Below are 11,501 nucleotides of genomic sequence, written 5' to 3'. Positions count from 1 at the left end.
CAGAAGCGAGATTAATCGCCGCCCAGGATCCAGCGGGCGGCTTTTTCCGCAATCATCAGGGTGGGCGAGTTGGTGTTGCCACTGGTAATGGTGGGCATCACGCCGGCATCGACCACCCGCAGACCTGCCACACCCCTCACCCGCAGGTGGGGGTCCACCACCGCAAGCTCATCGTCGGCGCGGCCCATTCGGGTGGTGCCTACCGGATGGAAAATGGTGGTACCGATATCTCCCGCCAGTTTGGTGAGTTCCTCGTCGGTCTGGTACTGCAGGCCCGGTTTGTACTCTTCAGGCTGGTACTGCATGAAAGCAGGCTGTTCTGCGATGCGTCGGGTCACCCGCAGTGAATCCGCGGCCACTTTCCGGTCTTCCGGTGTGCTCAGGTAATTGGGGGCAATGGCCGGTGCCTGTTTCGGATCTTTGCTGCGAATACGTACCGTGCCACGGCTGGTCGGATTCAGGTTACAGACACTGGCGGTAATGGCCGGGAAGTCATGCAGCGGCTGGCCGAAGGCGTCCAGGCTCAGGGGCTGGACGTGATACTCGATGTTGGCGTAGTCGTACTCGGCGGAGCTGCGGGTAAACAGGCACAACTGAGACGGTGCCATGCTCATGGGGCCGGAGCGGGTGAGCAGATATTCCAGCCCGATGCGGGCCTTGCCGACCAGTGAATGGACCATGGTGTTCAGGGTAGTGACCCCCTTTACCTTGTACACAGAGCGGATCTGAAGATGATCCTGCAAGTTCTCGCCAACCCCGGGCAGGTCTTTCACCACTTCGATGCCATGCTCTTTCAACAGGTCAGCCGGGCCGATGCCGGAAAGCTGCAGCAGCTGCGGTGAGCCAATGGCGCCGGCTGAGAGGATGACCTCCCGTTTCGCCCTGGCAACGACCTCACCGCTATCCGGCCGCTCAACACGCACGCCCGTGCAACGGGGCCCGGAATCGGAGGTTTCCGTTTCCAGGCCGAGCACGTGGGTGGAATGCCAGAGGGTGAGATTGGGGCGTTTCTGGGCGCCGCGGAGGAAGGCCTTGGCGGTATTCCAGCGCCAGCCCGAGCGCTGGTTCACTTCGAAATAATCGACACCTTCATTGTCCCCCCGGTTGAAATCCCGGGTTCGGGGTATTCCAGCCTCAACACAGGCCGTGGCAAAGTCTTCCAGCACTTTCCATTTCAGGCGCTGGTGTTCCACGCGCCATTCGCCGCCGTGGCCGTGGTATTTGTCGTGTTCCGGGTCGGCGTCGCCGCCGTCATCCAGACGGTAGTGGTCCTCGTGGCGCATGAAGTCGGGCAGGCAGTTGTCCCAGCTCCAGTCTTCTTCGTCGGTGATCTCCGCCCATTGGTTGTAATCCCGGGCCTGGCCGCGAATGTAGAGCATGCCGTTGATGCTGGAACAGCCGCCCAGGGTTTTACCCCGGGGATAGATCAGCGTGCGCCCGTTAAGTCCGGGGTCCGGATCCGTGCGGAAGCACCAGTCCGTACGGGGGTTGTTGATGCAGTACAGGTAGCCCACCGGAATGTGAATCCAGTGATAGTTGTCCCGGCCGCCGGCTTCGATCAGCAATACCCGGTTGGCCGGATCTGCACTCAGCCGGTTGGCCAGCAGGCAGCCGGCAGTGCCGGCGCCTATCACGATGTAGTCAAACTCGTGATGTCCCTGTGCTTTGTTGTTGTCGGACATGGCGCTTTCCCCGCAGCTGGTTCAGCCGTTATTTGGCAGTCGGCATGACAAATTCTGCGCCGGCGTCAATGGAGTCGGACCAGCGCTGCATGATGGATTTCTGGCGTGTGTAGAACTTCACGCCTTCTTCACCATAGGCGTGGGTATCGCCGAACAGCGAGCGCTTCCAGCCACCGAAACCGTGCCAGGCCATGGGAACCGGAATCGGAACGTTAATGCCCACCATGCCCACCTGGATACGACGGCCGAATTCCCGCGCCACGGTGCCGCTTTCGGTGAAGCAGCTGACGCCGTTGCCGAATTCATGGTCATTGATCAGTCGGATGGCGGTGGCGATATCCGGAACCCGCACACAGGCAAGCACCGGACCAAAAATTTCTTCCCGGTAAATGGTCATCTCCGGGGTTACGTGATCGAACAGCGAGCCGCCCATCCAGAAACCCTCTTCACAGCCTTCGCCGGTGCCTGAGGCGTCAAACTCACGGCCATCAACCACCAGTTCAGCACCCTCGGCCACACCCTTGTCAATGTAGCCGGTAATGCGCTGATGTGCAGCGGCCGTAACGATGGGGCCCATCTCGGCGTCGAGCTGCTCGCCGTTTTTCACTTTCAGTGTGCGGGCCCGTTCAGCCAACTGCGGCATGATCTTGTCGGCCACATCGCCAACCAGCACAGCCACGCTGATGGCCATGCAGCGCTCACCGGCACTGCCGTAGGCAGCGCCGATCAGGGCGTCCACGGCCTTGTCCAGGTCAGCATCGGGCATCACCACCATGTGGTTCTTGGCGCCACCAAGGGCCTGGATGCGCTTGCCGTGTTTCGCGCCTTTTTCGTAGAGCAGGTTGGCTATCGGGGTGGAGCCGACAAAGCTCAGCGCCTGCACATCGGGGTGCTCAATCAGCGCTTCCACCGCTTCCTTGTCGCCCTGGACAACGTTGAACACGCCGTCGGGCAGCCCCGCCTGGCGGAGCAGGTCGGCAATCATCAGTGAGGCGCTGGGGTCCAGCGGGCTCGGCTTCAGTACAAAGGTGTTGCCCGCCGCGATGGCGACCGGGAACATCCACATGGGCACCATGACCGGGAAGTTGAACGGCGTGACCCCGGCCACCACGCCCAGGGGCTGGCGCATGGTCCAGTTGTCGATGCCGGTGCTGACCTGCTCGGTGTAATCCCCTTTCAGCAACTGAGGAATGCCGCAGGCGAATTCCACGATGTCGATGCCGCGGGCCACTTCGCCCTGGGCATCGGTGAAGACCTTGCCATGCTCGGCAGTGATGGCCCGGGCCAGGTCGTCCTTGTGCTGGTTCAGCAGTTCCAGGAACCTGAACATCACCCGCGCGCGACGGATCGGCGGGGTATCGGCCCACGCCGGGAAGGCCGCATCGGCTGCCGCGACGGCGGCATTCACATCCGCACGATTGGCAAGGGCAACCTGACCGGTGATCTGGCCAGTGGCCGGATTGGACACGTCCTGGGACTGGCTGGACGTGCCTGCAGATATTTCGCCATTGATATAATGCTGGATGGTTGCCGTGGTCATGGTTGCCTCTGTATTTTTCGCGTGAAACCTTTTGGAAGTGCCAGGAAATGGGTTCGGTCCGGATTCTTGTCGATATTGGTGGAATTTTAACCATAAGGCTAGAGTGGATCAGAGGCTAAAGCAATTGAGATTTCTAAAAGCACGATATAAGTTATTCTTATATCAATTTGGTGCCAATGAGGCGTTCTATGCATCCCCTCCAGAGCCTGCGGGCTTTCGTTATGGTTGCTCGGGAAGGAAGTGTCTCCCGCGCTGCGGCCCGCCTTCACCTGACACAGCCGGCGGTAAGCTTGAAGCTCAAGCAACTGCAGGATGAGCTGGACCTGAAGTTGTTCCTGCGCAAACCCCAGGGCCTGGTCCTCACACCAGACGGCCAGGCCCTGCTGCCTTCGGCAGAAAAAGCACTGGCGACCATGTCGGCGTTCGAACAGAGCGCCCGGGCATTGCACAGCACCCTGCGAGGACGACTCAGGATCGGCACTATTGTCGACCCCGAGTTCATTCGCCTGGGCGCGTTCCTGCACCGGCTGGTGGAGCGCGCGCCCCAACTGGAAACGGAACTGCGGCAGGGGATGAGTGGCAGTGTTCTGGAGCAGGTCCGGGATGGCCGCCTGGACGTTGGTTTTTTCCTGGCCCCGCCCGGAGCCGGCCCGGGTGTGCTGGCGCCTGAAGTGGCCCATCGGGAGCTGACCGGCTTTCACTATTATGTCATTGCTCCGGCAGGCTGGGGGCAACGGATTGTGTCGAACGAATGGCCCGAGCTGGCCGCCATGCCCTGGATTGTCACACCCGAGAACTCCGTTCATCACCGGTTGCTCAAGGGCATCCTGGACCCGCTGGGCCTGGCGCCCCGCGGCGTCGCCCAGGTCGATCAGGAGGCCTGCATGCTGGACCTGGTCCGGGCCGGAGTAGGCCTCAGCCTCGCCAGGGACGCACTGGCCATGGCCGAGCGCCAGGAAAGGGGGCTGGTGGTCGTGGAAGGGGTCCAGTTGCCCTGTGCCCTGAGTTTCATCTGGCATCGTGACCGGCAGGATGAACCGCTGATTGCCGAGGCGTTGGAGACTTTGACCGGGGTCTGGGGTCTTGCTGAAACAACACCTTAACTTGAGGAGTGTTTGACGGCATACTCCGAGGACTGGCGCCGGGTGTTGCCATCCCTTCCCGGGATTGTGTGAAGCCAAGGACGGCTTCACTCAAGCGCACATGGATGTGCTCGTAGCGCATCCCGGGAAGGGATGGCAACGCCCGGCGAGCACCCAAATATGAGGTAAATCAGAAGCATGTGGCTATCAATCCTGGCCGTAAGCGCCGGAGCTGTTATAGGCGCTAACCTGAGATGGGCCCTGGGCCTCTGGCTCAACAGCAGTTATCACGCTATCCCCTACGGCACCCTGGTGGCAAACCTCTCGGGCGGCTGGCTCGTCGGCCTGCTGATCGGCTATTTCGTACACGGCAGCTCCCTCGCACCCGAATGGCGATTGTTCGCCATTACCGGTCTTTGTGGCGCCCTTACCACCTTCTCCACCTTCTCCCTGGAAATGTTCTCCGCCATCCAGGAAGGCAAATGGAGCATGGCCCTGGCCGGCATATTGGCCCATGTTGTTGGCTCTATCCTCATGACTGCATTGGGAATTTACACCTTTGGCCTGGTCCGAGGATGATGGGTATCACTACTTATGCAATAAATTAAAAATAGGGTTGGCAATTCCGGTAACAAAGAGTAAAGTTATTTTCGTAGGAAAGATTCAGCAAAGCTTTCATGAATAGAACGTATCTCCGCAGTTAGTAGTGACCGTCCTGTTTTTGATTCCGCGAGTTCTGTATTTCCGTAAACGCTGATCGGGCATCATGACGATGGCCTGGCGGCAAGATAAAATGATTGATTTCAGGAATGTTTAAGTATGTCTACTACTACCGGCACTGTTAAGTTCTTCAACGAAGCTAAAGGCTTTGGCTTTATCACTCGTGAAGGCGGCCCGGACGTATTCGTTCACTACAGCGCAATTCAGGGCAGCGGTTTCAAGACTCTGGCAGAAGGCCAGCAGGTTGAGTTCACCGTTACCCAGGGCCAGAAAGGTCCTCAGGCGGAAAACGTAACTGCTATCTAACTGATAGTCGTTATCGCCAGAAAGGCAGCTTCGGCTGCCTTTTTTTGTGCCCGGCTTTTGTGATTCTGCCCCTGCCCATAGTGATTGCCGCACTGACCGGCAGTAGCTACCGGGCGTGAGGTAGAAGAGGTGCGGGAAGAAGTAAAGGGCACCATAGCTGGTGCCCTCTGACTCCTCAGTCTTTGAAGACTTCGTCGTAGAGCCGCATTGTGCCGTTCCAGGACCGGTTGGCAGCATCCTCATCATAGGCAATGGGCATATCGAACTCCTCGGCGACCTTGTCCGCGCCGGGGTTAGTGAAGGAGTGCATTACGCCCGGGAAGCTGACCAGGGTCAGGTCGGTTTCAGCGTCCTGCATTTCCTTCACCAGGCCAGACACCTGGTCTGATGGCACCATCTGGTCCGCGCCACCGGTGTAGACGTGAATCCGGGGCTGGACCTTGCCGGCTTCAGCCTTTATCGGGCTGGCCAGGGGGCCGTGGTAGCTGACCACGGCGTCCAGGTCCACGCCCAGGCGGGCCATATTCAGCACGACGGCCCCGCCGAAACAGTATCCCTGGGCCGCAATCTTGCTGCTGTCGACGCTGTCGTGCTGTTGCAGCAGCTCCATGGCGGCCATAAATCGGGCCTTCACCTGATCCATGTCTTTGGTGGCTTCCTTCATGAATTGCTGGGCATCCTCAGGATGTTCCGCCAGCTTGCCCGAACCGTACATGTCCAGGGCGAAAGCGGTGTAGCCAGCCGCGGCAAGCTTCTCAGCCTGCTCCCTGGCAAATTCGTTATGTCCCCACCATTCATGGACCACGAGAACACCGGGGCGCTTGCCGTCGGCTTCGTCGTCGTAAGCCATGTAGCCGGTGAAGGTCTCACCATTGATTTCATATTCCACGGTTTCTGTCTGCATTTCTGCTGATACCTGCCCACTGGTCAGGGTGAGTGCTACGGCCAGGGAAAGCGCCGCGGGCTTCGAAAAGGAAGATGCCGCTCGTGCATGCTTGTGTATGTTCATAGGTTCCTGCTCCATTTGGGTCGATTGTCTGGCTGGTCCGGTGTTTTACGCCGGAATCCATTGAACCGATGCATTCAATTGCTACTGCCGGTGTCAGATCTTTTTACTACACTCTAGCGGATGACACATTGTTTACTCCATGGATTCAAGGGGCAGCGGATGAAAATCGGTGTACCGAAGGAAATCAAGAATCATGAATACCGGGTAGGAATGACGCCTGCGGCCGTGCACGAGCTTTGCGAACATGGGCACAGCGTTTATGTTCAGGCTGGCGCAGGTTCGGCGATCGGGTTCAGCAACGAGGATTATCAGAAAGCGGGTGCGGAGATACTGGAGGATGGTCCGGCCGTGTTTGGCGCTGCAGAGATGATCGTCAAGGTCAAGGAGCCCCAGGCCACTGAAAGAGCGTTGCTGACGCCGGGCCACACCCTGTTTACCTATCTGCACCTGGCGCCGGACCAGGCCCAGACGGACGACCTGGTGAAGTCCGGTGCCACCTGCATCGCCTATGAAACAGTGACAGACAGCCATGGCCGACTGCCGTTGCTGGCGCCTATGTCGGAAGTGGCGGGGCGAATGTCGATTCAGGCCGGTGCCCACTGCCTGGAGAAATCCATGGGGGGCCGCGGTGTGCTGCTGGGTGGTGTGCCCGGAGTCAGCCCGGCACGGGTGACGGTGATTGGCGGCGGCGTGGTCGGGCAGAATGCGGTGGCCATGGCTATCGGGCTGGGGGCCCACGTAACAGTGCTGGACCGGAACATGGACGTACTGAGAAACCTCGACCATCTTTACGGCAACCGCATCAGCACCCTGTTTTCCACGGCCGCAACCCTGGATGAGGCAGTGACCGAATCGGACCTGGTGATTGGCGGTGTGCTGATTCCGGGGGCGTCTGCGCCCAAACTGGTCAGTCGTGATATGGTCAGCCGCATGCCGGAGGGCAGTGTTATCGTGGATGTGGCCATTGATCAGGGCGGTTGTACCGAAACCTCCAGGCCCACGACACACGATGCCCCGACCTATGTGGTGGATGGTGTAGTGCACTATTGCGTAGCCAATATGCCGGGCGCCGTTGCCAGAACCTCTACACTGGCGTTGAATAATGTAACCTTGCCGTTTATTGCCGCCCTGGCTAACAAGGGCCCCGAGCAGGCGATAAAAGACGACCACCACTTGCGCAATGGCCTGAATGTCTATCAGGGCAGGGTGACCTATCGCGAGGTTGCGGAGGCCACCGGCTACGAGTTTGCCGACCCCGAAGCGCTGCTCGGTCAGTAACTCCATTCCAATCCAACGAGGAGATTTCATGAAACTGATTGGCTCTACCACATCCCCCTACGTCCGTCGTATCCGGCTGCTGCTGGCTGACAATGACTATGAGTTCGTGAATCTCGACATTTATGGCGAGGGCAGGGACGAGCTCAGGCGCAACAACCCGGCGCTGAAAATTCCCATGCTGATTGACGGTGACCAGGAGGTTTACGATTCCAGAGTGATTGCCCGCTACATCAGTGAGAAACAGGGCCTTGCCCCGTTGAGCTGGGATCAGGAAAACCAGCTGACGCTGATCGATGCCGCCAACGATTCGGCCGTTATCCTGCTGCTGTCGTCCCGGTCGGGCATCGACACCAGCGAGAACCTGATGTTTTTCAACCTCCAGCGTGAACGCATCATGACAACGATGCGAACCCTGGCAGCCATGGTTGATGATGGCCAGTTCACCCAGTGGAACTACCCGGCCATGTGCCTGTACAGCCTGGTGGATTGGGTGGATTTCCGGGACCTGGTGGATTTTACCGGCGTTGAAAGCCTGCTCAGCTTCCGGGACCACCATCGCAACGATGAACTGGTTGGTGCCACAGACCCGAGAAAAGTGTAACGTTCTGGCCGGCCGGGCCCCGCCTGGCCGGCTTTCCCACCTGAAAAGTTAAGCTTTCCTCAAGGTTGCAGAACCTATCTATCGAACAACACCTACGCCCGTTCCGGACTTTTGCTCAACAACGAGGGCAAAAGTGCACCCGGCGGCCCGTATTTGACACTGGCCGACTCGGTGGGTGCGGTCAAAGGTTAACCGAGGAGTTATGTGTATGAGCCAGTCACAGCCCTGGTGGAAGGGTTGCATTATTTATCAGATCTATCCCCGCAGCTTCATGGACAGCAACGGGGATGGCATTGGTGACCTCAAGGGGGCAACCGAAAAGCTGCCCTATGTGGCATCACTGGGTGTCGACGCCATCTGGCTGTCGCCCTTCTTTACCTCGCCGATGAAGGACTTTGGCTACGATGTGTCCGATTACCGGGGCGTTGATCCTCTTTTTGGCACCATGGTGGATTTCCGGGCCCTGGTCAGCAAGGCTCACCGGCTGAATCTGAAAGTCATCATTGACCAGGTTATCAGCCACACCTCCGATGCCCATCCCTGGTTCGAGGAAAGCCGCCGCAGCCGCGATAATCCCAAAGCGGACTGGTTTGTCTGGGCCGACCCCAAGCCGGATGGCACGCCACCCAACAACTGGTTGTCCATCTTCGGCGGCAGTGCCTGGGCCTGGGATACCCGGCGGGGGCAGTATTACCTGCACAATTTCCTGGCGAGTCAGCCGGATCTCAACTTTCATAATCCTGAGGTGCGCCAGGCCCAGTTGGATAACATGCGCTTCTGGCTGGATCTGGGAGCGGACGGTTTTCGGCTGGATACGGTCAACTTCTACTTCCATAACCAGAGCCTGGCGGATAACCCGGCGGTACCGGCAGGGGAGAACAAGACCTTTGTTGCCCAGGGCATGAACCCGTATACCTACCAGCGCCATGTAAACGACCTGAGCCAGCCGGAAAACATCGGCTTCCTCAACGACCTGAGAGCGCTGATGGATGAGTATCCGGAAACCACGCTGGTGGGTGAGATTGGCGACGACAAGCCCTTGGAGCGAATGGCCGAATACACCGCAGGCAATGACCGCCTGCACATGGCCTATTCTTTTGACTTGCTGTCTGACCGTCATGGCCCGGAGTATGTGCGTGATGTGGTGCGCCGTTATCAGGAAGGTCTGGGAGATGGGTGGCCCTGCTGGGCCCTGAGCAACCATGACGTGGTGCGGGTGGTGTCGCGCTGGGCTGATGGCGGGGAGGATCTGCGGCTATACCCGCGGGTACTGATGGCGCTGTTGCTGTCCTTGCGGGGTAGTGTGTCCATGTATCAGGGTGAAGAGCTCGGCCTGCCTGAAGCGTCGGTACCCTATGAAGAACTGCAGGACCCCTACGGAATCAGCTTCTGGCCGGAATTCCGCGGCCGCGATGGATGTCGTACGCCGATCGTGTGGGAGCCGGTACCCAAGGGCGGATTTACCTCCGGAAAACCCTGGTTGCCGGTGGACCGTGATCACCTGGAGTTCGCTGTCAGCCAACAGGAAGCGGACCCGGCCTCCACGCTTAATGCGGTGCGCAAGCTGATCCACTGGCGCCAGCAGCAGCCTGCGCTGGTTCGGGGCGATATAACGGTGCTTGACAACACCGGTGATGCCTTGTGCTGGATCCGCGAAGCCAGCGAGCAGTCCCTGCTGGTGGCACTGAACCTCACCGGCGAGGAACTGCGGCTGCCGTTACCCTGCGCGATATCCGGGCCGCAGGAAGGTCATGGTTTTGACGGGTATCTGGATGGTCATGAACTCGTGCTGCCACCGTACCAGGCTTTTTTTGCTGAAACATAAAACATCCGGGCCCGGTCGGTGAACCGGGTTCAACAGAGGAGTCTCCACCATGGCTTGTGTGGAACTGCGGGCTGAAACTGGACAAGGCCAACAGGGGTAAGGTCCGGGAGTGGGTGGAGAAGACTGCAGAGGTACTCCAGCTCACCAGCCTGCGCAACGCAAACCCCGTGAATTGTCCGGCGGCCAGCGCCAGCGAGTGGCCATCAGCCGCGCCATGGCCCGGGAACCGCAGATCATGCTGTGTATGAGTGACCGGATTGCCCTGGCGGCTATTCAGGCAGCTTTGCAAATGGGCCTGAGGGTGCCGGAAGACGTTCACGGCGCCGGCTATCCGGGAGACTACCTTTACAATGATGCGGCGCGCCAGAGCGCACGGCTGTCTGGTCAGCTTTGACGTGAACTGTCGGCAGCTGCTCTGGCCGGCCGATGAAAGGCCGGCACCTCATATCCTGAAAGCTGCCGGTATGGCGGACATCGTTAAGTTCAGCCGCGAGGAGCTGGAGGCGCTGTTCGGGGAAAGCGCCGGTGATTCCTTTGTTGCCGGCCTGTTGTTTGGGCTTGGTACGCAAGCCATTGGAAGCGCAGCCTTCAGTGACTGGCTGGCAGTGCCGGGAAACCTCGAGGCGGCACTGGCATTTGCCGCTCGTTGCGGCGCCTACACGGCCATGCACTTCGGTGCATTTGATGCTTTGCCAACGATTGACCGTTTGCAGCATCTCGTGCCGGAAACAGGCCGGGTCTGATCTGTTGAGACCCGCAGAACGTAATTATCCAGACCAATAACAATCTCAACCCAAGGGGGGTCGAGCTATGCTCCTGAATCACGCATTTGGTCTGTTTACCCATCCCGATAGTGAGTGGGCAGAAATCCGCAAGGAACATGCGCCCCCCAGAAGACTCTATGTTGCCTATGTACTGGTACTTGCAGCCATAGCGCCGATTTGTGCCTACATCTCCACGGCGCACTTTGGCTGGACAGTCGGTAGTGACCGACTGATCAAACTGACAGAAATCAGCGCATTCCAGATGAGTGTACTCACCTACCTGGCCATGCTGGTGGGTGTGTTTGCTCTGGGGTATGCGATCAACTGGATGGCCAGGACCTACGGCGCTGATGAGGAGCCGGTGCCTTCCAACGCGATTGCACTGGCAGCGTACTCGTGCACGCCGCTGTTCCTGGCCGGGTTCGCTCTGCTGTATCCGGTGCCCTGGTTCAATGCACTCGTTTTTCTGGCAGCGGCCGGCTATGGTGCCTGGCTGATGTACGAAGGTCTGCCCATTGTCATGCGCATCCCAAAGGACCAGGCGGTAATGTATGTCGGTGCACTGCTGACGGTGGCACTGGTGATTCTGGTTTCCACTCGTGTGGGCTCCGTTATCCTCTGGAACTACGGTTTTGGCCCGGTGTTTGTGCAAGGCTAGAGCGCGAATGTTTGCTGAAAAGGCGAATCAAAGGCC

General features: G+C 59.0%; 12 protein-coding genes. 9 read left to right on the top strand and 3 right to left on the bottom strand.

Annotated features, from left to right (window positions below):
- Positions 1 to 11 precede the first annotated feature (11 nt).
- Together FDP08_RS11130 and FDP08_RS11125 are read right to left on the bottom strand one after the other, a co-directional pair.
- On the bottom strand, positions 12 to 1,682 hold the full coding sequence (locus tag FDP08_RS11130; RefSeq protein ID WP_137436226.1) for a GMC family oxidoreductase: 1,671 nt from the start codon (positions 1,680 to 1,682) through the stop codon (positions 12 to 14).
- 28 nt (positions 1,683 to 1,710) lie between these two features.
- The gene (locus FDP08_RS11125; protein ID WP_137436225.1) at positions 1,711 to 3,222 is read right to left on the bottom strand and encodes a CoA-acylating methylmalonate-semialdehyde dehydrogenase; all 1,512 of its coding nucleotides are present in this window, start codon (positions 3,220 to 3,222) and stop codon (positions 1,711 to 1,713) included.
- A gap of 188 nt (positions 3,223 to 3,410) precedes the next feature.
- Between FDP08_RS11125 and FDP08_RS11120 the strand changes: the two genes are divergently transcribed.
- From FDP08_RS11120 to FDP08_RS11110, 3 genes are all read left to right on the top strand, one after another.
- On the top strand, positions 3,411 to 4,325 hold the full coding sequence (locus FDP08_RS11120; protein ID WP_137436224.1) for a LysR family transcriptional regulator: 915 nt from the start codon (positions 3,411 to 3,413) through the stop codon (positions 4,323 to 4,325).
- 177 nt (positions 4,326 to 4,502) lie between these two features.
- Positions 4,503 to 4,883, top strand: a complete 381-nt coding sequence (crcB, locus tag FDP08_RS11115; protein ID WP_137436223.1) for a fluoride efflux transporter CrcB — start codon at positions 4,503 to 4,505, stop codon at positions 4,881 to 4,883.
- 240 nt (positions 4,884 to 5,123) lie between these two features.
- The gene (locus tag FDP08_RS11110) at positions 5,124 to 5,330 is read left to right on the top strand and encodes a cold-shock protein (protein WP_007154967.1); all 207 of its coding nucleotides are present in this window, start codon (positions 5,124 to 5,126) and stop codon (positions 5,328 to 5,330) included.
- A gap of 175 nt (positions 5,331 to 5,505) precedes the next feature.
- On the opposite strand, the gene FDP08_RS11105 is transcribed toward FDP08_RS11110, so the two are convergent.
- Positions 5,506 to 6,234: a dienelactone hydrolase family protein gene (locus tag FDP08_RS11105; RefSeq protein ID WP_228263359.1), complete on the bottom strand. Its 729-nt coding sequence runs from the start codon at positions 6,232 to 6,234 to the stop codon at positions 5,506 to 5,508.
- 264 nt (positions 6,235 to 6,498) lie between these two features.
- Between FDP08_RS11105 and ald the strand changes: the two genes are divergently transcribed.
- From ald to FDP08_RS11075, 6 genes are all read left to right on the top strand, one after another.
- Entirely contained in the window at positions 6,499 to 7,617 is a 1,119-nt protein-coding gene (gene ald, locus FDP08_RS11100) for an alanine dehydrogenase (protein WP_137436221.1), read from the top strand.
- Between the two features lie 28 nt (positions 7,618 to 7,645).
- Positions 7,646 to 8,218 carry a glutathione S-transferase family protein gene (locus FDP08_RS11095; protein WP_137436220.1) on the top strand — a complete coding sequence of 191 codons (573 nt, stop codon included), beginning with the start codon at positions 7,646 to 7,648 and terminating at the stop codon, positions 8,216 to 8,218.
- A gap of 208 nt (positions 8,219 to 8,426) precedes the next feature.
- On the top strand, positions 8,427 to 10,043 hold the full coding sequence (locus FDP08_RS11090) for an alpha-amylase family glycosyl hydrolase (protein ID WP_137436219.1): 1,617 nt from the start codon (positions 8,427 to 8,429) through the stop codon (positions 10,041 to 10,043).
- Between the two features lie 109 nt (positions 10,044 to 10,152).
- Entirely contained in the window at positions 10,153 to 10,437 is a 285-nt protein-coding gene (locus FDP08_RS11085) for a substrate-binding domain-containing protein (RefSeq protein ID WP_137436218.1), read from the top strand.
- A 70-nt stretch (positions 10,438 to 10,507) separates the two neighbouring features.
- Positions 10,508 to 10,786, top strand: coding sequence for a carbohydrate kinase family protein (locus FDP08_RS11080; RefSeq protein ID WP_170979014.1), 279 nt, complete (start codon positions 10,508 to 10,510; stop codon positions 10,784 to 10,786).
- Positions 10,787 to 10,853: 67 nt separating this feature from the next.
- The gene (locus tag FDP08_RS11075) at positions 10,854 to 11,465 is read left to right on the top strand and encodes a Yip1 family protein (RefSeq protein WP_137436216.1); all 612 of its coding nucleotides are present in this window, start codon (positions 10,854 to 10,856) and stop codon (positions 11,463 to 11,465) included.
- The last annotated feature ends 36 nt before the right edge of the window (positions 11,466 to 11,501 follow it).

The organism is Marinobacter panjinensis (assembly GCF_005298175.1).
GTDB classification, from domain to species: Bacteria; Pseudomonadota; Gammaproteobacteria; order Pseudomonadales; family Oleiphilaceae; genus Marinobacter; species Marinobacter panjinensis.
Note: the sequence above shows the minus strand (reverse complement) of the source record. Positions and strands in the feature narration are given on the sequence as shown.